Below are 24,025 nucleotides of genomic sequence, written 5' to 3' on the forward strand. Positions count from 1 at the left end.
TCATCGATAACTGTCGATGAAATAATAATTAAAAATAATATAGATATATTTAGAAAGTTAAACAAAGTTAATAGTATAATGCTTGACCTTTAAAAGAATAAAGATAAAGCAACATACTTGCTTAACAAAAAGTAAAATTGAGAGGAAAACAAAATGGGTACTACAGCGAAATCTGATTATATTTGGTTGAATGGTGAAATGGTTCCATGGGCTGATGCAAAAATACATGTCATGTCTCATGCTTTGCATTATGGTACCTCTGTTTTTGAAGGTGTGCGTTGCTATAACACACATAAAGGCCCAGTTATCTTTCGTCATAAAGAACATGCTCAACGATTATTAAATTCAGCCAAGATTTATCGTTTTCCAGTCCCTTATACGCTAGAAGAGATCATGGAAGCAACTCGCCAAGTCATCAAAAAAAATAATCTTGAAAGTGCATACATCCGCCCTTTAGTCTTTATTGGTGATGTTGGCATGGGCGTTATTCCACCAGCCGGCTACAAAACCGACGTGATGATCGCGGCGTTTCCATGGGGCGCTTATCTTGGTGAAGATGCCTTAGAACAAGGTATTGATGCAATGGTATCATCATGGAATCGTTTTGCACCAAATACCATCCCAGCAGCGGCTAAAGCGGGGGGTAACTACTTATCATCACTACTTATCGGATCAGAAGCTCGAGCTAATGGCTTCCAAGAAGGGATCGCGTTAGACGTAAACGGCCAGCTTTCTGAAGGTTCAGGCGAAAACTTATTTATCGTCAAAGACGGCATACTATTTACCCCATTACTATCATCATCCGCCCTACCAGGGATCACTCGTGATGCTATCATCAAACTTGCACATGATCTAGGAATTGAAGTACGTGAACAAACACTTTCACGTGAATCACTATACCTTGCTGACGAAGTATTTATGACAGGTACCGCGGCCGAAATCACACCAGTACGTAGTGTTGATCGAATCCAAGTTGGTATTGGTCGTTGTGGCCCAATCACAAAACAAATCCAACAAACTTTCTTTGGTTTATTTAACGGTAAAACCGAAGATAAATATGGTTGGTTAGATCCAGTTAAATAAACGTCATTTTCTAATCCACTAATTCATTTTAGTGGATTGGCTTTTTAAAGTTACGATACAAAATTATCAACCGATAGGAATCGGTCGCTTACATAAAAAAATTGGGAGCAAGAAATGCCTAAATATCGTTCAGCCACCTCTATAGAAGGTCGCAACATGGCGGGTGCCCGTGCCTTATGGCGTGCAACAGGCGTAAAAAATGAAGACTTTGGTAAACCTATTATTGCGGTGGTCAACTCATTCACACAATTTGTACCGGGGCATGTTCATTTAAAAGATATAGGTCAACTGGTAGCAAAAGAAATTGAAGCATGTGGTGGCATTGCTAAAGAATTTAACACAATTGCTGTCGATGACGGTATCGCCATGGGTCATGGTGGGATGCTTTACTCACTGCCATCACGAGAATTAATTGCTGACTCTGTAGAATACATGGTTAATGCCCATTGTGCTGACGCCATGATCTGTATTTCAAACTGTGACAAAATCACACCAGGCATGTTAATGGCATCACTTCGTTTAAATATTCCAACGGTGTTTGTGTCTGGTGGTCCAATGGAAGCAGGAAAAACTAAACTTTCAGATCAAATTATTAAGTTAGATTTAGTTGATGCCATGATTCAAAGCGCAAATCCAAATGTCAGTGATGCTGATAGTAAAGCCATTGAGGAGTCTGCCTGTCCAACTTGTGGTTCATGCTCGGGCATGTTCACCGCAAATTCTATGAACTGCTTAACTGAAGCTTTAGGACTTTCATTACCGGGTAATGGATCGTTAGTTGCAACGCATAAACAGCGCGAACAGCTATTTTTAAAAGCAGCTAAACGCATAGTTGAAATCACGAAACGTTATTATGAACATGATGATGAATCTTACCTTCCGCGTTCTATTGCAACCAAATCGGCTTATGAAAATGCCATGTCTCTTGATATCGCTATGGGGGGTTCAACCAACACGGTGTTACACTTACTTGCCACTGCGCAAGAAGGTGAAATCGACTTTACTATGTCGGATATTGATAGATTATCTCGTAAAGTCCCGCATTTATGTAAGGTTGCGCCAAGTACAGCGCTGTATCATATGGAAGATGTACATAGAGCCGGCGGTGTTGTCTCTATCTTGTCTGAACTTGATAAAGCTGGATTACTTAATCGTGATGTTCACAATGTATTAGGACTCTCTTTACACGAAACCTTTGCACAATATGATATCACCCAAACCAAAGACGAATCAGTGAAAAAAATGTATCGAAGCGGCCCTGCCGGTATTCGTACAACGAAAGCATTTTCACAAGATTGCTATTGGGATAGTTTAGATGATGACCGTGTAAATGGCTGTATTCGCGACAAAGAACACGCTTATAGCCAAGATGGAGGTCTTGCCACACTTTATGGTAACCTTGCAGAAGATGGCGCAATTGTTAAAACAGCTGGCGTTGCGGCTGAAAACTTAGTATTCCGCGGCCCTGCTAAAGTTTACGAAAGCCAAGAAGATGCGGTTGATGCAATCTTGGGAGGGCGAGTTGTTGAAGGTGATGTAGTTGTAATCATCTATGAAGGACCAAAAGGTGGACCTGGCATGCAAGAAATGCTTTATCCGACCAGCTATTTAAAATCAATGGGATTAGGCAAAAAATGTGCACTTATTACTGATGGTCGATTTTCTGGCGGTTCTTCTGGCCTATCCATTGGTCATATTTCACCTGAAGCGGCTAATGGTGGGTTAATAGGATTAGTCCGTGATGGAGACATTATCGATATTGATATTCCAAACCGTAAATTAGTGTTAGATGTTCCTGTATCTGAACTTGAAAGACGCCGAGTGGCTGAAATGGAACGTGGCGATAAAGCCTTTACGCCTCATGATCGCGATCGCTATGTATCATTCGCCCTTAAAGCCTATGCGAGTTTAGCAACAAGTGCCGACAAAGGTGCGGTTCGTGATAAAAGTAAATTAGGTGGCTAATGTGAAAAAAGAAGAGAATAAGCTCACTGGTGCAGATTATCTAAAAGCGACTCTTTGTTCAGCAGTCTATGATGTTGCACAAGTGACCCCGCTTGAAAAAATGGAAAAGATTTCTTTAAGGTTACATAACCAAATTTTTGTTAAACGGGAAGATCGCCAATTAGTCCACAGTTTCAAAATTCGTGGTGCTCAAGCTATGATAGCAAGCCTGACCGAAGAACAACGTAAACGAGGTGTAATTGCAGCATCTGCTGGTAATCATGCACAAGGCGTTGCGCTATCGGCGAGTAAATTAGGGATAAACTCCCTAATTGTGATGCCATTAACCACCGCTGACATTAAGGTAGAAGCGGTAAAAGGTTTTGGTGGTGAGGTATTACTTTATGGCGCCAATTTTGATGAAGCAAAAGCCAAAGCAATAGAGCTGGTTGAAGAACAAAATCGCGTCTTTATCCCGCCTTTTGATCACCCCTTAGTGATTGCCGGACAAGGAAGTATTGCTATGGAGTTACTACAGCAAAATGCTAAACTCGATCGCATATTTGTCCCTGTTGGAGGCGGTGGACTTGCTGCGGGCATTGCAGTATTAATTAAGCAAATTATGCCTTCAATCAAAGTGATTGCGGTTGAACCAGAAGATGCCGCATGTTTAAAAGCGGCTCTTGATGCAGGTAAACCTGTTGATTTAAATCGAGTAGGCTTATTTGCTGAAGGGGTTGCCGTTAAACGAATAGGCGATGAAACATTTAGACTTTGTCAACAGTACATTGATGATATTATCACTGTCGATAGTGACGAAATTTGTGCAGCGGTAAAAGATTTATTTGACGATGTACGCGCCATTGCCGAACCGTCAGGTGCTGTGGCGCTAGCGGGATTGAAAAAGTATGTTGCCAAGCACAATATTTGTGGCGAAAACCTGGCTCATATTTTATCTGGAGCTAATTTGAACTTTCATAGTTTGCGTTATGTATCAGAGCGCTGTGAACTAGGTGAAAAACGCGAAGTCCTTCTCGCTGTGACGATTCCAGAAAAGAAAGGTAGTTTTTTGAAATTTTGCCAACTGTTAGGTGGACGTTCAGTCACTGAATTTAATTACCGTTATCATGATGAACAATCAGCATGCGTTTTTGTCGGTGTTAAAATTACTAAAAGTGACGAAAAAGATGAAATTATGCAGGAATTAATTTCTGCTGGTTATGCCGTAGTTGACTTAACCGATGATGAAATGGCTAAATTACATGTTCGATATATGATTGGCGGCAAACCATGTAAACATATTGAAGAACAAGTATACAGTTTCGAATTTCCTGAATCACAAGGCGCACTTCTTAAATTCTTGCAAACATTGGGCACAAATTGGAATATTTCAATGTTCCATTATCGCAGTCATGGCACCGATTATGGAAGAGTGCTTGCCGCTTTTGAAATCGATGAAAGTAGCTATAATCAGTTTAATCAACATTTAACCGAATTGGGTTACGATTTTCATAATGAAACGCACAACCCATCACTCAAACTTTTCCTCACAAATCAATCGTAATTTTTACTAAAAATAAGGATTACCCAAAAATTATTGGGTAATCCTATTAAGATAACATTAAAGTATATTTGCTTAAATATAACTTATTTTAACAGTAACAAATAAAAAATTTAGCCGAATTTTAATTGTCTATTTTAAAGTAAAAATATCATCTTTTGCCTATTGATTCCCCTAATTATTCAGTGCATATTAGTAGAATGTTTATACAACAATTTTTCAAGTCTAGTTGGAATGTGAATAGGGATATTTATCTTCTAATTCATTAATATTAATCAATAGGATATAACTCAATTTTGTTAATTATCATAGATGAAAATAGTTATTTTCATCTAATGTTTATGCAAAAAGATGAGTTAAAAAAGTAACACTTAACAACATAAGGATAATTCATGATAAAAATTGCAGGTGCCCGTAAATTTTATTTATGGCTAGTTGCCATTATTTTATTAGCGAGCGGTTTATTTTGTACAATTTATGGATTTAAATTGATCGCACTAGGCGGTAGCTGGTATTTTGCGATTATGGGATTAGTACAAATAATCACTTCGCTTTTATTATTTAGACAAAGTACCAAAGGGGCTTGGCTATATGGTTTAGCTTACGCATTAACCTTAATTTGGGCTTTATATGAGGTTGGCTTACAATTCTGGCCGCTTTTCTCGCGCTTAATGGTATTTACAGGTTTTGCAATGCTTATTGCATTTGCCTATCCAATGCTTGAGAAAAAAGAAACTGGCGATACGACTGCTGGTAATGGCGGTTATAAATTGGGGATATTTATTTTAGTCTTAATGGGCATTGCGCTTGGCTTTATGTTCAAAGAACACAATGTTATTACAAATCCCGTCCCTTTAGCCAATAATAAACTCGATCCGAGTGATGCGCCTATAGATTGGAAGCAATATGCTAATACGACTAAAGGCACGCGTTTTTCAGGTGCAGATCAAATCACTAAACAAAATGTTAAAGATCTCCAAGTTGCTTGGACTTATCACACAGGTTATATTCCTTCTAATAGTGGATCAGGTCCAGAAGACCAAGAGACACCTTTACAAATTGGCGATAATGTCTATTTATGTACACCAACAAATGTTGTTATCGCATTAGATGCTGATAGTGGCGAACAAAAATGGCGTTATGATCCTAAAGCGACTTCACCTAACTGGCAACGTTGTCGTGGATTAGCCTACTATGAAGACCAAAAAACGTTAGACGATGCCAGTAATAATGCAAAAGCGTGTTCGGCACGTATTATCATGAACACAATTGATGCTAGGTTGATGGCGATTGATGCAAATACCGGTAAATTGTGTGAAGATTTTGGTGAACAAGGCGTTGTTGATCTGAAAAAAGATATGGGCGATATTCCTCCGGGTTATTATGAGCCAACAGCGGCCCCTTTAGTAGCGAAAGATGTGATTGTTGTTGGTGGCCGCGTTGCTGATAACTTCTCAGTTAATGAGCCAGGTGGCGTTGTTCGTGCTTTTGATGTCCATTCAGGCAAATTAGTTTGGGCATGGGATCCAGGCAATCCAAATATTACTGATGTTCCGCCAGCTAATGAAACCTATACACGCGGCACAGTAAACGTCTGGGCGACGACAGCTTATGATCCAGAACTTGATCTTGTTTATGCACCAACAGGGAATGCAACACCTGACTTCTTCGGTGGCTATAGAACAAAATACGATGATGAATATAACTCATCAATTGTTGCGCTAGACCGTAAAACGGGACAAATTCGCTGGAAATTTAGAACAGCACATCATGATTTATGGGACTATGACTTACCATCACAACCTTTACTCTACGATATTCCTGATGGAAAAGGTGGCGTTACAAAAGTTATTGTCCAAACAACAAAATCAGGTCAGATCTTCATGTTAGATCGTCAGACCGGTAAACCTGTTGCTGAAGTTCAAGAAAAACCTGTAGCAAAAGGTGATGTAGCAGGTGAATATTACTCCCCTACTCAGCCATTCTCAGTAGGTATGCCATCAATTGGTAACGAAACCTTGACTGAATTTGATATGTGGGGTGCGACACCTTATGATCAATTACTCTGCCGAATTGACTTTGCCGGTTCTGTCTATCATGGTTTATTTACACCACCGAATATGACCAAAACGCTGCAATATCCAGGATCTTTAGGTGGCATGAACTGGGGCAGTGTCGCGGTTGATCCACAAACCAACTTAATGTTTGTTAATGATATGCGAATTGGTTTAACTAACTGGATGATCCCTCAAGATAATATCCCTAAAAATGCTAGCGGTATTGAAATGGGTATTGTGCCACAAAAAGGAACGCCATTTGGTGCGATGCGTTTGAGATTTACCTCTGCCTTAGGTGTTCCATGCCAAAAACCACCTTACGGAACCATGACAGCCATCGATCTTAAATCTCGACAAATTGTATGGCAAAAACCTTTAGGTACAGTCATGGATACAGGTATTTTAGGCATCCCAATGCATTTACCTGCGCCAATTGGCATGCCAACCATCGGTGGACCAATGGCAACTAAATCGGGTCTATTATTCTTTGCTGCAACGCAAGACTTCTATCTTCGAGCATTTGATTCTGTGACCGGGGAAGAAATTTGGAAAGCACGTTTACCCGTCGGTAGCCAAGGTACACCAATGACCTATGTATCACCTAAAACAGGTAAACAATATATTGTCATCTCAGCAAGTGGAGCAAGACAATCACCAGTTCGTGGCGATTATGTTATTGCTTATGCTTTACCTGATAAAAAATAGTTGTTAGCTAAAATAGTTTTAGCCTCATAATAACTGCCATTATATCGTATAGTTTTATCGATATAATGGCAGATAAAATAAACTATCAGCGAATTTATTAAATCTAAACAGTTTAATTCAACTATGGTATTTAACTAAAACACAAACCTTTTTTAAACTGATTGGCGAAATAGCCGCTATCACAAAATCTATTTTCGATTATTTCTATAATTTTAAACAATTCTCCTATTGCTAACTACTTCAATATCGATCAATAAAATAAATATGAATTTTTTGTTAAAAGTAATGTCCTAATTTGAATGAATAGTAATTCGAATAAATCATTGCAGAAATGATAAACTTATCACCTTATAATGACATAGTCTTTACTGCACAAATTGTGAATCTTTAGTGATAAAAATGGATTTTATAGGAAATGAAAAAAATAGTTTCAAGCTTATGTATAGCGGTATTTTGTTGTTTTACTCTGTGTAATACGCATATGGTGTTTGCCAATAATAACGCTTTAAATTATAACCAACGTGAGCATTTTGATTCCTTTGCTGACTTCTATCAAAGTTTACCGATATTATCCATGCCTATTGATAGCAAAAATATCAGCACCGGAAAATATGTTGATAGTAAATTTTTTCATTTCGATGATGATGATTATCGCTATTATGATAAACCAACTGTTCAAACCGACAATTATTTTACGCTAACAGATCTAAAAGCGATTGGTCGCTTTGAAATGGATGATATCAAATTTATACTCTATGATTTAACTTTTGATAGTATAGGCGAAGGTATCAACGAAGATATCAAATTAATTAATGCTTTTGACAAAAATGGAAAATTTCTAGATGAATTAATGATAGCGGGAAAAACTGGACATGAAGATCACTTGTTTTTCTTTTCATCCACGATTAAAGATCAACTATTTCATATTAAACTAGACGCAGTTTATGAACTTGGTTATGTAGCAGAAGTTAAAGACAATATCTATCAATATAAACAAACGATTAATTTAACTTATCAATTTCATGACAATCAATTTTACTTACAAGCCCCTCCTGTTAACTGTCAAACTAAAAATTTAAAGCAATATTTGAATAAACTTACCAAACAACAGTTTGCCGATGTTGCTGATATCGTGGCTTTTAGCAACTATATTGATTGTTATCCGGTATCCGAAAATTTGCAAACATATAAACAAATAGCTAATTATATTAAAAATTCTATTCATTATTTTCTAAGTTCTGCTGAATTGAAAACATTACAAAAAAAAATTGGTATTATTGAGGATTAAGTATGTGTTTACCTACTTTTAAATATCATCCCAACGCTTATCAGCTAGATATTTTTAGTCAAAAAGATGGGATTTGCTCGGTTTGTCATAAAATTCGTTCAATAAAATATGACTTACCGCTTTACAGCCAAGAAGAGCCTGAATATATCTGTCCATGGTGTATTGCTGACGGTTCTGCGGCAAAAAAATATCACGGTCAATTCAATGATGATAACAGTATAGATGAGCTGCCGCCTGAAAAGCTTGACGAGCTCATATTAAAAACACCCAGTTATTCATCATGGCAGCAAGAAGTATGGTTAACGCATTGTAATGAGCCTTGTGCATTTATCGGTTATGTCGGATTTGCAGAAATTATTCCCTATTTTGATGAGATTAAAGATGATATTGATTACCCAGAGGAGTTATTAAGAACGTCATTATCCAAAGATGGCTCACTGACTGGTTATCTATTTGAGTGTGTTCAATGTGGTAAGAAAAGATTGCATATTGATTGCAACTAAATAGCTATACACCATTTTCATGAAGTTAATTTACCCAATCATCAAAAATCAAATTGTACAAAACGATGAAGCCGATTTATCAATCGGCTTAAAATAGAATCAGACAACACGCTTATTGATATCGCTCTGTTGCTGATAAAGGTATGGCATAAAATAGAAACCTAATAAGATTAATTAATATGTCGAATATAACCTTTCACAATATTAATGCTTTTATCAAACAGCTGTTTCTCGGTTTCGTTAAAGTCAAGTTGAATCACTTTTTTAATCCCATGTTGATCCAAAATTGCCGGTACCCCTATAGCGACATCTTTATAGCCATACTCCCCATCTAAAACACAGCTAAGCGCTAAGGCTCGATGGCTATTAGTAAAAATATGCTGACAAATTTCAGTAATGGTACTAGCGATACCATATTCAGTACAATGCTTATATTTAACGATTTCAAAACCTTTATTTTTTGCTTTAGTCCCAATATCAACAAAATCAATTTTATTTTTTTCAAGTTGATTAAGATTAATACCATAAACCGAAGAATGCGACCAAACCGGAAACTGCGAATCACCATGCTCACCAACTATAAAGGCATCGATGCTTTGTGGTCCTATATCCATCTGCTCACCTAGTAAGCGACGTAATCGCACGGTATCAAGCCAAACTCCTGTACCAATAACTCGATGACGAGGTAAACCTGATAGTTTCCAGACTTGATAAGTAATTGCATCACAAGGATTGGTTGCTATCAAAAAAATACCCTTGAAGCCATTTTTCATCATATTCGGCACAATACTTTCCACAATTTTAGATGTGCCTGCAAGCTCCTCATCACGGCTTTTTTGCGCTAATCCTGAAGTTACTGTAATAATCGCAATATCAATATCAGCACAATCGGTCGATTCACGCAAACTCACTTTGATCATATTTTGCCGATAAGCTGCTGCATCCAAAAGATCTTGAGCATGACCATAGGCTAAATCTTTATTAAGATCGACCAGCGCTATCTCTTCACATATGCCACGATTAACAAAAGTATAAGCGGTTGTTGAACCGACATTGCCAACACCAATAATCATCACTTTACGAAGTTTCATCTTTAACCTACCTAATTTTAGTTTAAAAATTTCACAATTAGATTTAGTTATACTCCTGTTTTTTTAAGATTCAAGATTTGATTAATTATAACGAAATGATTTATTGAATGATTGTAGATCGTAGTTAGTATCCCAAAACAAAGTTTTTTAGAATCGATGATTAAATGCAACCAACGGGCTTAACGTCAAATTAGGTAACTATAACTCATTAATTGGTCGTGCTTCTGCATTGTTTGGTTATCAAGTCAATACCGAAAATAGCAACATTAACCTTTATGCTAAAACAGGCATTGTTCGGGAATTTGATGGCGACACTTATTACAAACTAAATGGAAATAAAGAGAGCCATTCATTTGAAGGAAACTGGTGGAATAACAGCATAGGTGTAAGTGCTCAAGTTAATAAAGCACATACTATTTACCTTGATGTTGAAAGCTCTACGGGTAATCGATTTAATTTACTACAAGTAAATGGTGGTTACCGTTATTCTTTTTAATCTAACCAGACCATAAAGCCGCATTATAATATGAAAACTAAAAATCACATTCTAAATCATATGGATGTGATTTTTTTATTATTTTCTCAATAATTATAAGTTTCTTAACATGGATAAACAGAAAATTGATGTTATAAAACATACTAAATCCTTTCATAGGATTTAGTATGCCTAATTATTGAAATCGATAAATTAGTTTTTATTCTTCATTTTACTCCTATCTTTTGTAAAGAAAAGTAAAGCACAAAATGTCTTTATAAACTTGAATAATCGTGTATTATTTGACCCATTTGAGTAAATTTTCATCACTTGATTCTGTATTATGATTATAAGGAATAGAACAATGAATTTAAGGCAAAACATAAAAATAGTGTTGGGTTTAGGATTATTTACACCATTGACCACATGGGGTTTAGATGTAAATGGAAATCAAGTTATTACCGAAGAAATAAATGTTCCAAAAACTCACTCAGTAAGTAAACATGGAGCTGGCCTATACAGCGATTCGTTTTTTGGGATTGCAATTTCAGAAGGAAGCAATGTTACTTTTGACAACAAAGTAACGGTAAATCTTTCTGAAAAGGATATTAATAATGTAAATCACTCTGATTTCACTGGTATTAAAGTAGGGCTATCTGATACCAGAGAACCTCAACAACCTACGTTAACTATATTTAATAATGATGTTACTGTTAATTTAGAAAGTGCACATTATGATGACGCTGTAGTTGCACTAAATTCTAGTACAGTTATATTCAATGGTACAACAAGATTAAGTATGACCAACAGCCAAGATCCAGATGAGAGAGGTTCTGCTATTTTTAGTCCTGGAGGATCAGTAATAGTTAATGGAGAATCTCATATTATTGGTGATCTTGAAGCCAATGGTTCAGGAACAATAACCATCAAAAATAGATCAATGATCAAAGGAGATATTGAATCTGATGAAAATAGTTTAATAGACCTTGATCTAATATCAGGTTCTAGAATTGAAGGTAATTTAAATGCATTTAGCAATGCAACCATCAATTTGAAATTAGCAGAAAATTCTCAATTTATTGGTACAGCAGACAGTAGTGATCAATTTTTAGACTCAGATACAGATGACGGAAAAGCCCATCCCGGATTTATCAATATTGATCTAAGTAAAGGCGCCCTTTGGAATATACTCGATAGAGATGATGAAGAAGAGGAAGACGAAGATTTTAATTCCTATATCACGCAATTATCAGGTGCGGGGTCGGTTACATTTGATCACAATACTCAGGCTCGATCGCCTTCTTTCAAAAATTTAACTGTTGAAAACCTAAAAGGTGCATTAAATTTCACAATGAGTACCGATATCGCTGCTGAAAAAAGTGATAAACTCATTATCAAAAACTCAGCTGAAGGCCATCACACTCTTAATTTGATTAATAATGGCGCAGCAAATACTAATGGTAAAGAAAAATTAACTTTAGTAGAAATAGCTGAAAATGCTATCAGTAATGCCGAATTTAAAACGACTCATGCCATTGAACTGGGTGGATATGTCTATAATATAAATAAAGATGGGAATAATTGGGTCTTAACGAGTAATAGTAACACGGTTACTAATCCTAATCCTAATCCTAATCCTAATCCTAATCCTAATCCTAATCCTAATCCTAATCCTAATCCAGATGATAATAAAAAACCGGATAATAACACAAGCTCAAAACCACAAATTACAACAACAGCAAATGCCAGTGCTGGATTCCTTAATGCCAACTATTTAATGAGTTATGTTGAAACACAAACATTACTGAAACGATTAGGTGATATGCGGAATAGTGGTACGTTTGGCGATGTTTGGTTAAGGGGCTTTTCTGGAAAATTAGATTCATTTTCGAGCGGAAAATTAAGTAAGTTTGACATGAATTATCATGGATTCCAGTTCGGTGCCGATAAACAGTTATCAGAAAACACGCCGTTTGTTATTGGTGCTTTTGTTGGTCAAACTTATGGTGATCCTGACTACCGTAAAGGCGACGGCTCTTTAAGATCATTTAATACAGGGCTTTATACAACGTATTTAGATGAAAGTGGTTTTTACCTAGATGGTGTAGCGAAATATGCACGTCAAAAAAATCATTTCAAAGTGAAAGATACTGCTGATAATCGCGTTCAGGGTACCGGTCATACCAATGGACTTGGCGTATCATTAGAGCTAGGTAAAAAATATCAAATCAACGATTTTTATATTGAACCACAAACGCAAATCGCTTATAGCCACCAAAATGGTACATCAATTAATGCAACCAACGGGCTTAACGTCAAATTAGGTAACTATAACTCATTAATTGGTCGTGCTTCTGCATTGTTTGGTTATCAAGTCAATACCGAAAATAGCAACATTAACCTTTATGCTAAAACAGGCATTGTTCGGGAATTTGATGGCGACACTTATTACAAACTAAATGGAAATAAAGAGAGCCATTCATTTGAAGGAAACTGGTGGAATAACAGCATAGGTGTAAGTGCTCAAGTTAATAAAGCACATACTATTTACCTTGATGTTGAAAGCTCTACGGGTAATCGATTTAATTTACTACAAGTAAATGGTGGTTACCGTTATTCTTTTTAATCTAACCAGACCATAAAGCCGCATTATAATATGAAAATTAAAAATCACATTCTAAATCATATGAATGTGATTTTTATCTCAATAAATCAGCAAGTTTCTTACCGTATCATCTATTGCTCAAATAGAGAACATAGTCTGCTATTTTACAACGTTTTTATTTAGAATGAATTCATATAGATAAATGGTGAAATATTTATTCCCGCTAAGTAAAAATAATTTGACATTTATTATTTAAATGATAATAATTCTCATTAACATTTAAATAATAATATTTATGTAAAAAAAGATAACTATTTCTAATGATTATATCAGATATAACAACTCACGACTTTGTTACTATTTAATTGATTTCTAGTATGTTATACAACAGGAGCTGATAATGGAATTTAATTTATTCAATAACAATAATAAAACAGTATTTAGGACGATACTGTCATCGTTAATTATAATTGCTGGACTATTTTGTTCAGCCCAAGCAGCCGAAAAAAAATTTAAAGTCGTGACAACTTTTACCGTGATCCAAGATATGGCTAAAAACGTCGCCGGTGATGCCGCTGATGTTGAATCGATTACAAAAGTGGGAGCCGAAATCCACGAATACGATCCGACACCACAAGATATTACTAAAGCCCTTTCTGCTGATTTAGTATTATGGAATGGTCTTAACTTAGAATTATGGTTTAAACGTTTTTTTGAAGATATTAAAGATGTGCCCTCTGTTGTAGTTACTGAAGGGATTGAACCGATGCCAATTCAAGAAGGTAGTTATAAAGGTAACCCAAATCCTCATGCTTGGATGTCTCCGACACTTGCTTTAACTTATATAGAAAATATTCGCGCAGCGTTTGTTAAATATGATCCTAAACATGCTGATATTTATAACCAAAATGCAGCTGACTATATTGCCAAGATAAAAGCGCTTGATGCTCCACTGCGTGAACGTTTAACTAAAATTCCTGATGCTCAACGTTGGTTAGTAACCAGTGAAGGGGCTTTTAGCTATCTAGCTCGAGATTATAATCTAAAAGAAGCTTACTTATGGCCCATTAATGCAGAACAACAAGGAACACCAAAACAAGTTAAAAATCTTATCGACTTAGTCAAAGCAAAAAACATTCCTGTATTATTTAGCGAAAGTACCATTTCAGATAAACCAGCAAAACAAGTAAGCAAGGAAACCGGTGCCAAATATGGAGGCGTTTTATACGTCGATTCTTTATCAACAAAAGATGGGCCTGTACCTACATATATTGATTTATTAAAAGTTACTGTTGAAACAATAGCTAAAGGATTTGAAAAATAATGACTCAAATTTGCCTAAATGTTGATGATATTACCGTGACTTATAATAATGGTCATACCGCAATTCATGATGCCAGTTTTAAGCTCAATGGCGGCACTATATGTGCCCTTGTTGGCGTAAATGGAAGCGGTAAATCGACTTTGTTTAAAAGTATTATGGGAATAATCAAACCAACTCAAGGACGCGTAACATTTAATAATATTCCAGTAAGGCAGGCATTAAAGCAAAATATCATTGCTTACGTTCCACAGACTGAAGAAGTTGATTGGGACTTCCCCGTTTTAGTTTCTGATGTTGTGATGATGGGACGATACGGGCATATGTCTTTTTTTCGTATTCCTAGTCAGGAAGATAAAAAACAAGTTGATATTGCACTTGAACGCGTCAATATGCTTGATTTTAAACATCGACAGATTGGTGAACTTTCAGGTGGGCAAAAAAAACGTGTTTTTTTAGCTCGAGCATTGGCTCAGCAAGGAAAAGTATTGCTATTAGATGAACCCTTTACCGGTGTTGATGTTAAAACAGAAAATGCAATCATTGATTTGCTTAAAGCGCTACGTAAAGAAGGGCATTTAATTTTAGTATCAACCCATAATTTAGGCAGTGTGCCTGAATTTTGTGATCAGGTGGTGTTGATTAATCAAACTGTTCTGGCATTTGGTCCAACTAAAACCACATTTACTCCTCAGAATTTAATGACAACCTTTGGTGGTGCATTACGTTATTTAAGTCTATCTGGTGCTCAATTACATGAAGACGAAGATCCGCGTAAAGTATCGATACTAACCGATGACGAACGTGCAGCGATTTTTTATGGTGAAGGTAAGGATGATTCACCTCATCAAAATTTACTTGTTGAACAGCAAGGTAATGAACCAAAAGGACAACAATAAATGGAATTCCTACTTGAACCTTTTACTTATAGCTTTATGTTTAAAGCCATTTGGGTAAGTAGCATTGTAGGGGCCGCCTGTGCGTTTTTATCGGCTTTTTTAATGCTAAAAGGCTGGTCACTAATGGGGGATGCACTTTCCCACTCAGTAGTACCAGGTGTTGCCGGTGCCTATGCACTTGGGCTACCCTATTCTGTCGGCGCTTTTTTTACAGGATTACTTGCCGCACTGGCCATTATTATTGTGCGCACCATTACTCGATTAAAAGAAGATGCAATTATTGGTTTTATCTTTTCTACTTTTTTTGCTGTCGGCCTGTTAATTATTTCACTCAATCCAACTTCCGTTAATGTGCAAACTATCATTTTTGGTAATATTCTTGGCATTGACGATAGTGATATGTGGCAAGTACAAATTATTATTTTAGTGTCATTTATACTATTACTGTTGTTTTGGAAAGATTTGTTAGTTGTTTTCTTTGATGAAACTCATGCCAGATCAATTGGTTTAAAACCCTTACAATTAAAAATTCTTTTTTTCACCATTTTAAGTGCTTGCACAGTAGCCGCTTTGCAAACGGTGGGCGCAATTTTAGTTATCGCAATGGTCGTCACCCCTGGCGCAACGGCTTACCTATTAACGAATCGTTTTTCACATCTATTAATTATTTCGGTCGTGATTGGTGCATCAACCAGTGCAATAGGTGCTTGGATTAGCTATTTTCTCAATGGTGAAACCGGTGGTGTAATTGTTACACTACAAACCTTAGTTTTTATGACTGCATTTTTATTTGCACCTAGACAAGGCTTAATTTCTAATAAGCGAAAAATAAAACAATCAAAGTTAAAGAAAGGGGCAAATGTATGACAGAATTATGGGATTTTATCTATTATCCATTAACCTTGCCCCTTATTCAGCGTGCTATTTTAGCCGCCATGGCAACAGGTATAGTTTGTGCACTACTTTCTTGCTTTTTGGTTTTAAAAGGTTGGTCATTAATGGGCGATGCCATCTCGCATGCTGTATTACCTGGGATTGTGTTAGCTTATTTAGCAGGCATTCCAATTATCATTGGTGCATTTGTTTCTGGCTTATGTTGCTCTGTGGCAACTGGCTACATTAAAGAACATAGCCGAATTAAAGAAGATACGGTAATGGGCATTGTCTTTTCAGGCATGTTTGCTTTTGGCTTAGTGCTTTTTTCAAAAGTCGACACATCACAACATCTAAATCATATTTTATTTGGCAGTGTGCTTGGGACAAGTTACGATGAATTAAAACAAATCATCTTAATTGCTGCCACAGTTTCAATTTTAATCATTATAAAACGTCGAGATCTTATGCTATATTGCTTTGATGCAATACAGGCTCAAGTGATCGGATTACCCGTTCGCTTATTACATTATGGTTTGCTCAGTGTTCTTGCTTTAACCATAGTCGGTTCACTCAAAGCTGCTGGGGTGATTTTAGTGATTGCCATGTTAATTTCCCCTGGCATTACTGCATTTTTACTCATTAAACGTTTTGATATGATGTTGATTATTGCTGTTATCGTTTCGGTATTTTCAACATTGACAGGCACATTGATTAGCTACTATTCAGACGCATCCACCAGTGCCTGCATTGTTATTTTACAAGCAATTATTTTTGTTATAGCACAGGTTTATCGATATGTCGTTTATAAAAGAACACAAAACTAACTGAACTTGCGCAAATGTTTAAAATCAACCATTTGCGCATCTATATTAGCAATATAAAAGTAATTACTCGTCATCCAAATATTTACTTGAATCGGCGTAATTATCAAAGCGCGAAAACTGGCCTTGGAACTTTAATCTGACTTTACCAATAGGACCATTACGTTGCTTACCTAAAATAATTTCGGCAATACCTTTATGTTCTGAAGCCTCATTATAAACTTCATCACGATAGATAAACATAATCACATCGGCATCTTGTTCAATGGAACCTGACTCACGTAAGTCCGAGTTAACCGGTCTTTTGTCTGCTCGCTGTTCCAAACTACGATTAAGTTGTGATAAAGCAACAACAGGAATCTGTAATTCTTTCGCTAATGCTTTTAAAGAACGTGAAATTTCAGCGATTTCTAAGGTTCGATTTTCAGACATATTAGGAACACGCATAAGCTGTAAATAGTCGACCATAATCATACTCAAACCTTTATGTTCACGATAAATACGTCTTGCTCTTGAGCGTAATTCCATAGGGGTAAGTCCCGATGAATCATCAATATAGATATTTTTTTTCTCTAAAAGCAATCCCATCGTACTCGATATTCTGGCCCAATCATCATCTTTCAGCTGACCTGTTCGAATACGTGTTTGATCAACCCGAGAGAGCGATGCCAACATACGCATCATAATCTGTTCTGAGGGCATTTCTAAACTGAAAATCAGCACAGGCTTTTCTTGCATCATTGCTGCATTTTCACACAAATTCATAGCAAAAGTCGTTTTACCCATCGATGGTCTTGCTGCAATAATAATAAGATCTGAACGTTGTAAACCAGCTGTTTTCTTATCTAAATCAATAAATCCGGTTGAAACACCTGTCACTCCGTCGTGTGGACGCTGAAAGAGCTCTTCAATTTTGGCAACCGTTGCCTCGAGTACATCGGTAATACTCTTTGGTCCTTCACCCTGTTTTGTTCGGCTTTCCGCTATTTGGAATATTTTACTTTCGGCTAGATCTAAAATTTCGCTACTATCTCGCCCTTCAGTTGCATAACAGTTATCAGCAATATCATTTGATGCGCTAATCAGTTCACGTAAAATCGCTTGCTGACGAATAATATCACTGTAAGCAACGACATTAATTGCACTTGGGGTATTTTTTGAAAGTTCAGCCAAATAGGCAAATCCGCCAACATCAGCAAGAATATCCTTACTTTCTAAACTTTCCGATAGTGTAATTAAATCAATCGGCGTACCTTTACCGACCAAAGTATGCATTTCTGAAAAAATTAATTGATGATGACGAGAATAAAAATCGCGCTCAGTAATCATTTCAGCCACAACATCCCATCGTTGATTATCAAGCATTAAACTGCCAAGCACGGCTTGTTCTGCTTCAATAGAGTGTGGTGGCAATTTGATATTATGCAGTTTTGATTTTTTTGTTTCTTTATTTTTATCATCTTTACTGGAATTGATATCATCAGTATTCATTGCATTCATCTTTTTAGTTAAATTGGATTAGTTATAAGCAATTATGCTTAATGTAAAAATAATGGACCTAAAAAAGAATTGGGGATCTGATATTTCGATGGATAGTCCACTTGAACCAAATACAACCCTTCCGGTTTTGCTGTTGCAGCAGCAAGTGTTCGATCTTTAGCTTTGAGCAAATCAAAAATCCATTGTGGCTGCTGATTGCCTGCACCGACCTCGATTAAACTGCCTACAATATTACGTACCATATGATGCACAAAAGCATTCGCTTTGATATCCACAATAATATATTCAGCTTGCCTTGTCACTTCAATATGATGAATATTACGCCAAGGGGTTAATGACTGACACTGAGCCGCTCTAAATGATGTAAAATCATTTTCACCTAATAAATATTGCGCAGCTTGATGCATTAATGTTTCATTCAATGGCAAATAATAATGAGAAACACCTTTAGCTAAAATTGCCGGTCGATAACGATGATTATAAATCACATAACGATACCGCCTTGCCGTTGCACTAAATCGTGCATGAAAACTATCATCGACTGAGTGTGACCACCGCACAGCAATATTAGTTGGTAAATGCGAATTCACCCCCATCGTCCAGGCACCGTGTGAACGTTGGGCTTGGGTTTCAAAATGAACCACCTGCCCTGTAGCATGCACACCGGCATCGGTTCTGCCCGCGCAAAAAACGGTAATGGGTTCATTAGCGACAATCGATAAGGCCGTTTCTAACCTTTCTTGAACAGAGTCGTGCGACTGCTGCTTTTGCCAACCAAAATAGTCACTACCATCGTACTCAATACCCAGTGCAATTTTACAGATAGTCATTAATGAGTATCTCGAGGGTCTCTATCAGCATCAATGCGCCTAAATAACGAATATTATCTGCAACTGACCAATATTGAATTTGCTCATAATTACCATAGCTGTGTCTTAGATTAGCTAATTTTATGGTTAATTTATCTTCAGATTCAGTATTGACCTCGGTAACAGGGGTAGGCAAATCATCATGTCGCACTTCAACGCCAAAGTCATTAAAACGCGTCATATCTAATTCAATGGGTAAACTACTTGACACATTGACTGATTGCGCAAGCCCATAAAAAACTGGAACAATGATTGATTCAATTGATACCGGCAATTGATAATTATTCATTACTTTGCGAATTTGATTTACTTGTGATTTTTCGCTGAGTGTCAAATGCTCAGTTTGATGAGAAATCGGTAACAAATTAAAGGCTAATTGATTATCAAATATGGCATTTTCAACTGGCATACCATTTAACAACCGAGCACTCTGCCCCGCTAATTCATCAACCCCTGATTTACCATATAAAGAGGATGGAATAAAATTAGTAACATGCAAATTGGTAAGTAATTCAATATCTGTCAAAGGTGTAATACAACGCAATAATTGGCAGACTGTCGCACTAGCAACAGCAATGATATTTTCATTACGATACTCAGTTAATACATTATTATTTACCTTAGGAACGACTAAAGGTATATGATCTTCATCGACAAAATAACCACTTGCATCAATCACAATACAGCCCGATTGTGCTGCTATCTGCGCATACGTTTCACTGGTTTTAACACCCGCAACAAAAAAAGCAAAATGGCATTGTCCCCAATCCATTTGATTACTATCAACAACCGTTAAATTTTTACCCGAAAAACGTACAATTTCGCCTTCACTATTATCACTGCCAACTAAATAAAGATTTTCAATTTCGAATCGATTAGCTTGTGCTAAGTTATCTTGTTGTAACAATTCAACTAATGCAGAACCAACTTGCCCTGTCGCACCAACAATCGCAATATTCCATGCAGACATATCTTAAACCTAATTAAAAAAAGTATAGGCTATTATACCATTATCTTATCTAAGATAGCGCAAAAGATCATAACAAACATGATGTAGTATTTCTAACCCATTTATGTTTAACCAAAATAGTCTATATAAACTATAGGGTAATGTAATTATCATTCGCCAACATTGATTAAAATTAATAGTTTTTAATTCTAAAATAGAATTTTAGAATTGATTATTTTTTTATTACTATTACCTTATTTTTATAAATTATTCGGAAAAACTCCTATTAGTAAACGTCATATATCTTTTTAAAAAAGTTAAAACTTTTTATGTTTTCAAAATTGATAGGAAATCATTAATTGTTACCCTATTTTTTGCATAGAGCATATTAGTCCTACTTCCTTATTACTATTTCAACACCCGAAAAACAACCGACTCATTTTTAAACCATTATTGACCATCTTCATGTTGTGTCTTTTTATTATCCTCTGATAAAAGGTTACCTTTTTCCTTACAAAGCACTTCACGGTCATAATAATAAAAATGCCACGCTTCACCTGTTTTTGGGGGTCTAGTATATAAATCTGTATTATTATATTGTAACGAATATTTACCTTGCTCTATTAATTTAACAACATATTGCCTACTTATCTTAGCCAAATTAATATTTTTAACATCGTCCCAACCTAATATAGTAAAAATTCTTTCAGAAAGTTTTATATGGGTAGCGATAGAATTTTTATATACACTCGCAATAGCTAAACTAAATATTATGCCTAATGAACTAAATCCAATTAATAAATTCTCAATACTAAAATCCAACAACAAATAATTCATTAGTAATGTACAAAATATATAAATTAGGAACAAAGGCATGTGATAATTCTTTAAAGCTTGTTTTCTTCCTGCAAAACATAATGGAATAAGTGAAATAATTTGCTCGCTGGGTTTTAACATGGCATATACTTCATAATAATCATCACGTTTTTCAGCAATTACTTCAACTTGATCGCCTTCATTAAATTTATAAAATCCCAGCCAACCTTTAAGGGTAATTTCATTATTAAGTTTAGCGGTAATATATTGCGCAGGAAACAAGTTACTACGATCACCTCCATTAGCATGTCCCAATGCTGCAAGTCCCGCTGCGGTATTGCCATTTAACGTAGCCAGTAATGCCCGCTTCTGTAATTTAATTTTTTGTTTTTCTTTTTGTGCTTCACTTAAATAAGCGCCATCACCAACTTGAGCATAACAAAAAAGCCCTTTAAAATCAGATAATGTGCCAGTTAATTTTACTAAGTCTTTAGGTGGCAATGTTGGATCTTCTATTTTGAGTCCTGTTTTTTTTAACACCTGATCTTTATCTTTATAAGTGATATCTTTGCCGTCATATTTTGCATAGCACATATTCGGTCTTATTCCTTATTGCTATTTTAACACCCTAAAAACAACCGACTCATTTTTAAACCATTATTGATCATCTTCATGTTGTGTCTTTTTATTATCCTCTGATAAAGGTTTGCTTTCTTCCTTACAAAGCACTTCAGGATCATAATAAAAAAAATAAAATCCATAACCATTTTTGCAAGGGCTCGTAAATGGATCGCTATCTTTGTTTAATTTTAAAGAATACTTATTCTGACTGATTAATTTAGCGACGTATTGTTTACTTACTTTGAATAAATTAATGTTACTCACATTTTTCCACCCCAAAAGAGTAAAAATGCTTTCTGCAAGTTTTATATGGGTAGCGATTGAGTTTTTATTTACTATTAAACAAGCAGATCCAAGTAATAAACCAGTAACAGTAAAACCGATGAAAAGATTCTCAAAAGAAAAGCCTAAAATAAGGTAAGTCATCAATAAAGTTAACACAATGTAAAAAATAAACATTGGCCAAAAATACATTTTTAAAGCTTGATTACGACCACCAAAACATGGTGGAATTATTGAAATAATATGTTCACTAGGTTTTAACATGGCATAAACCTCGTAATAATCATCACGTTTTTCAGCAATTACTTCAACTTGATCACCATCATTAAATTTATAAAAACCCAGCCAACCTTTAAGGATAATATCATTATTAAGTTTAGCAGTAATATATTGTGCTTGAAAATAATTACTGCGGTCGCCACCATTAGCACGCCCTAATGCTGAAAGTCCTGCTGCGGTATTGCCATTTAACGTAGCAAGTAAAGCACCTTTTTGAAGTTTGGCTTTCTGTTTTTCTTTTTGTTCTTCACTTAAATAAGCGCCATCACCAACAGGTGCATAACAAAAAAGCCCTTTAAAATCAGATAATGTGCCAGTTAATTTTACTAAGTCTTTAGGTGGCAATGTTGGATCTTCAATTTTAAGTCCTGTTTTTTTTAACACATGCTCTTTGTCTTTATAGATGGTATCTTTGCCGTCATATTTTGCATAGCACATATTCGGTCTTATTCCTTATTGCTATTTTAACACTCTAAAAACAACCGACTCATTTTTAAACCATTATTGATCATCTTCATGTTGTGTCTTTTTATTATCCTCTGATAAAGGTTTGCTTTCTTCCTTACAAAGGATTTCTGGATCGTAATAATAAAAACTCCAACCTGCGCCTGATTTAGGCGGTCTAATATATGGATCTGTATTATAATTATATGCACTTGAGTATTTACCTAGCATCGTTAATTTAACAACATATTGTTTACTTATTTTAGTTAAATTTATATTTGCAATATCTTTCCAACCTAATAATTTAAAAATTCTTTCGGCAAGTTTTATATGAGTGGCGATTGAGTTTTTGTTTACAAGTAAACAAGCCGATCCAAATAATAAACCAGTAACAGTAAAACCAATGAAAAGATTCTCAAAAGAAAAGCCTAAAATAAGGTAAGTCATCAATAAAGTTAACACAATGTAAAAAATAAACATTGGCCAAAAATACATTTTTAAAGCTTGATTGCGACCTGCAAAACATAATGGAATAAGTGAAATAATTTGCTCGCTGGGTTTTAACATGGCATAAACCTCGTAATAATCATCACGTTTTTCAGCAATTACTTCAACTTGATCACCCTCATTAAATTTATAAAAACCCAGCCAACCTTTAAGGGTAATTTCATTATTAAGTTTGGCAGTAACGTATTGTGCTCGAAAATAATTACTTCGGTCACCGCCATTAGCATGGCCCAATGCGGCTAAACCTAAAGCTGTATTGCCATTTAACGTAGCCAGTAATGCCCGCTTCTGTAATTTAATTTTTTGTTTTTCTTTTTGTTCTTCACTTAAATAAGCGCCATCACCAACTGGAGCATAACAAAAAAGTCCTTTAAAATCAGATAGTGTGCCTGTTAATTTTACTAAGTCTTTAGGTGGCAACGTTGGATCTTCTATTTTAAGCCCTGTTTTTTTTAACACATGATCTTTATCTTTATAAGTGATATCTTTGCCGTCATATTTTGCGTAGCACATATTCGGTCGTATTCCT

General features: G+C 35.8%; 18 protein-coding genes and 1 pseudogene. 12 read left to right on the plus strand and 7 right to left on the minus strand.

Annotated elements, in window-relative coordinates:
- The first annotated feature begins 153 nt into the window (after positions 1–153).
- The 6 genes from J3U66_RS10760 to J3U66_RS10785 all read left to right on the plus strand — a co-directional run bounded on the left by J3U66_RS10760 (position 154) and on the right by J3U66_RS10785 (position 9,141).
- Complete coding sequence (locus tag J3U66_RS10760) at positions 154–1,083, plus strand: branched-chain amino acid transaminase (RefSeq protein ID WP_267333408.1); 930 nt, start codon at positions 154–156, stop codon at positions 1,081–1,083.
- Positions 1,084–1,197: 114 nt separating this feature from the next.
- Positions 1,198–3,048 (plus strand): dihydroxy-acid dehydratase, encoded by a 1,851-nt coding sequence (gene ilvD / locus J3U66_RS10765; protein ID WP_267333407.1) that lies wholly within the window; start codon positions 1,198–1,200, stop codon positions 3,046–3,048.
- Between the two features lies 1 nt (position 3,049).
- On the plus strand, positions 3,050–4,591 hold the full coding sequence (gene ilvA / locus J3U66_RS10770; RefSeq protein WP_267333406.1) for a threonine ammonia-lyase, biosynthetic: 1,542 nt from the start codon (positions 3,050–3,052) through the stop codon (positions 4,589–4,591).
- 389 nt (positions 4,592–4,980) lie between these two features.
- On the plus strand, positions 4,981–7,350 hold the full coding sequence (locus J3U66_RS10775; RefSeq protein WP_065634917.1) for a membrane-bound PQQ-dependent dehydrogenase, glucose/quinate/shikimate family: 2,370 nt from the start codon (positions 4,981–4,983) through the stop codon (positions 7,348–7,350).
- A 415-nt stretch (positions 7,351–7,765) separates the two neighbouring features.
- The gene (locus tag J3U66_RS10780) at positions 7,766–8,638 is read left to right on the plus strand and encodes a hypothetical protein (protein ID WP_267348950.1); all 873 of its coding nucleotides are present in this window, start codon (positions 7,766–7,768) and stop codon (positions 8,636–8,638) included.
- A gap of 2 nt (positions 8,639–8,640) precedes the next feature.
- Entirely contained in the window at positions 8,641–9,141 is a 501-nt protein-coding gene (locus tag J3U66_RS10785) for a CbrC family protein (protein WP_267333403.1), read from the plus strand.
- Positions 9,142–9,311: 170 nt separating this feature from the next.
- Here the strand turns inward: J3U66_RS10785 and J3U66_RS10790 are convergent, their stop codons facing one another.
- Complete coding sequence (locus J3U66_RS10790) at positions 9,312–10,232, minus strand: L-lactate dehydrogenase (protein ID WP_267333402.1); 921 nt, start codon at positions 10,230–10,232, stop codon at positions 9,312–9,314.
- A gap of 175 nt (positions 10,233–10,407) precedes the next feature.
- Here J3U66_RS10790 and J3U66_RS10795 point away from each other — a divergent pair.
- The 6 genes and pseudogenes from J3U66_RS10795 to J3U66_RS10820 form a co-directional block, all read left to right on the plus strand.
- Positions 10,408–10,728, plus strand: a pseudogene (locus J3U66_RS10795) (autotransporter outer membrane beta-barrel domain-containing protein); the annotation flags it as partial.
- A gap of 343 nt (positions 10,729–11,071) precedes the next feature.
- On the plus strand, positions 11,072–13,333 hold the full coding sequence (locus J3U66_RS10800) for an autotransporter outer membrane beta-barrel domain-containing protein (protein ID WP_267348952.1): 2,262 nt from the start codon (positions 11,072–11,074) through the stop codon (positions 13,331–13,333).
- Between the two features lie 379 nt (positions 13,334–13,712).
- Positions 13,713–14,636, plus strand: a complete 924-nt coding sequence (locus J3U66_RS10805; RefSeq protein ID WP_267343507.1) for a metal ABC transporter substrate-binding protein — start codon at positions 13,713–13,715, stop codon at positions 14,634–14,636.
- Positions 14,636–15,532, plus strand: coding sequence for a manganese/iron ABC transporter ATP-binding protein (locus J3U66_RS10810; RefSeq protein ID WP_267348953.1), 897 nt, complete (start codon positions 14,636–14,638; stop codon positions 15,530–15,532). The genes J3U66_RS10805 and J3U66_RS10810 overlap by 1 nt, the downstream gene beginning before the upstream one ends.
- Positions 15,533–16,399 (plus strand): metal ABC transporter permease, encoded by an 867-nt coding sequence (locus J3U66_RS10815; RefSeq protein WP_267333397.1) that lies wholly within the window; start codon positions 15,533–15,535, stop codon positions 16,397–16,399.
- On the plus strand, positions 16,396–17,232 hold the full coding sequence (locus J3U66_RS10820) for a metal ABC transporter permease (protein ID WP_267348954.1): 837 nt from the start codon (positions 16,396–16,398) through the stop codon (positions 17,230–17,232). Before J3U66_RS10815 ends, J3U66_RS10820 begins: the two co-directional genes overlap by 4 nt.
- A gap of 63 nt (positions 17,233–17,295) precedes the next feature.
- Here the strand turns inward: J3U66_RS10820 and dnaB are convergent, their stop codons facing one another.
- The 6 genes from dnaB to J3U66_RS10850 form a co-directional block, all read right to left on the minus strand.
- Complete coding sequence (dnaB, locus tag J3U66_RS10825; protein WP_065798771.1) at positions 17,296–18,720, minus strand: replicative DNA helicase; 1,425 nt, start codon at positions 18,718–18,720, stop codon at positions 17,296–17,298.
- Positions 18,721–18,767: 47 nt separating this feature from the next.
- Positions 18,768–19,559 (minus strand): tRNA pseudouridine(38-40) synthase TruA, encoded by a 792-nt coding sequence (gene truA, locus J3U66_RS10830; protein WP_267348955.1) that lies wholly within the window; start codon positions 19,557–19,559, stop codon positions 18,768–18,770.
- Positions 19,546–20,568, minus strand: coding sequence for an aspartate-semialdehyde dehydrogenase (locus J3U66_RS10835; protein WP_267348956.1), 1,023 nt, complete (start codon positions 20,566–20,568; stop codon positions 19,546–19,548). Before J3U66_RS10835 ends, truA begins: the two co-directional genes overlap by 14 nt.
- 429 nt (positions 20,569–20,997) lie before the next feature.
- The gene (locus tag J3U66_RS10840; RefSeq protein ID WP_267348957.1) at positions 20,998–21,957 is read right to left on the minus strand and encodes a putative type VI secretion system effector; all 960 of its coding nucleotides are present in this window, start codon (positions 21,955–21,957) and stop codon (positions 20,998–21,000) included.
- 63 nt (positions 21,958–22,020) lie between these two features.
- A complete protein-coding gene (locus J3U66_RS10845) occupies positions 22,021–22,983 on the minus strand; it encodes a putative type VI secretion system effector (RefSeq protein WP_267348958.1) in 963 nt (320 codons plus the stop codon).
- A 63-nt stretch (positions 22,984–23,046) separates the two neighbouring features.
- Positions 23,047–24,009 (minus strand): putative type VI secretion system effector, encoded by a 963-nt coding sequence (locus J3U66_RS10850; RefSeq protein ID WP_267348960.1) that lies wholly within the window; start codon positions 24,007–24,009, stop codon positions 23,047–23,049.
- Between the last annotated feature and the right edge of the window lie 16 nt (positions 24,010–24,025).

Source organism: Gilliamella sp. B2969 (genome assembly GCF_026536195.1).
In the GTDB taxonomy this organism is placed as follows: domain Bacteria; phylum Pseudomonadota; class Gammaproteobacteria; order Enterobacterales; family Orbaceae; genus Gilliamella.

What these genes read in the sequence shown, in the direction of transcription:
- J3U66_RS10790 (WP_267333402.1), bottom strand. Translation starts at nt 10,232, where the DNA reads ATGAAACTTCGTAAAGTGATGATTATTGGTGTTGGCAATGTCGGTTCA.
- J3U66_RS10850 (WP_267348960.1), bottom strand. Translation starts at nt 24,009, where the DNA reads ATGTGCTACGCAAAATATGACGGCAAAGATATCACTTATAAAGATAAA.
- dnaB (WP_065798771.1), bottom strand. Translation starts at nt 18,720, where the DNA reads ATGAATACTGATGATATCAATTCCAGTAAAGATGATAAAAATAAAGAA.
- J3U66_RS10785 (WP_267333403.1), top strand. Translation starts at nt 8,641, where the DNA reads ATGTGTTTACCTACTTTTAAATATCATCCCAACGCTTATCAGCTAGAT.
- J3U66_RS10820 (WP_267348954.1), top strand. Translation starts at nt 16,396, where the DNA reads ATGACAGAATTATGGGATTTTATCTATTATCCATTAACCTTGCCCCTT.
- truA (WP_267348955.1), bottom strand. Translation starts at nt 19,559, where the DNA reads ATGACTATCTGTAAAATTGCACTGGGTATTGAGTACGATGGTAGTGAC.
- J3U66_RS10805 (WP_267343507.1), top strand. Translation starts at nt 13,713, where the DNA reads ATGGAATTTAATTTATTCAATAACAATAATAAAACAGTATTTAGGACG.
- ilvD (WP_267333407.1), top strand. Translation starts at nt 1,198, where the DNA reads ATGCCTAAATATCGTTCAGCCACCTCTATAGAAGGTCGCAACATGGCG.
- J3U66_RS10810 (WP_267348953.1), top strand. Translation starts at nt 14,636, where the DNA reads ATGACTCAAATTTGCCTAAATGTTGATGATATTACCGTGACTTATAAT.
- J3U66_RS10845 (WP_267348958.1), bottom strand. Translation starts at nt 22,983, where the DNA reads ATGTGCTATGCAAAATATGACGGCAAAGATACCATCTATAAAGACAAA.
- J3U66_RS10760 (WP_267333408.1), top strand. Translation starts at nt 154, where the DNA reads ATGGGTACTACAGCGAAATCTGATTATATTTGGTTGAATGGTGAAATG.
- J3U66_RS10775 (WP_065634917.1), top strand. Translation starts at nt 4,981, where the DNA reads ATGATAAAAATTGCAGGTGCCCGTAAATTTTATTTATGGCTAGTTGCC.
- J3U66_RS10780 (WP_267348950.1), top strand. Translation starts at nt 7,766, where the DNA reads ATGAAAAAAATAGTTTCAAGCTTATGTATAGCGGTATTTTGTTGTTTT.
- J3U66_RS10840 (WP_267348957.1), bottom strand. Translation starts at nt 21,957, where the DNA reads ATGTGCTATGCAAAATATGACGGCAAAGATATCACTTATAAAGATAAA.
- J3U66_RS10800 (WP_267348952.1), top strand. Translation starts at nt 11,072, where the DNA reads ATGAATTTAAGGCAAAACATAAAAATAGTGTTGGGTTTAGGATTATTT.
- J3U66_RS10815 (WP_267333397.1), top strand. Translation starts at nt 15,533, where the DNA reads ATGGAATTCCTACTTGAACCTTTTACTTATAGCTTTATGTTTAAAGCC.
- J3U66_RS10835 (WP_267348956.1), bottom strand. Translation starts at nt 20,568, where the DNA reads ATGTCTGCATGGAATATTGCGATTGTTGGTGCGACAGGGCAAGTTGGT.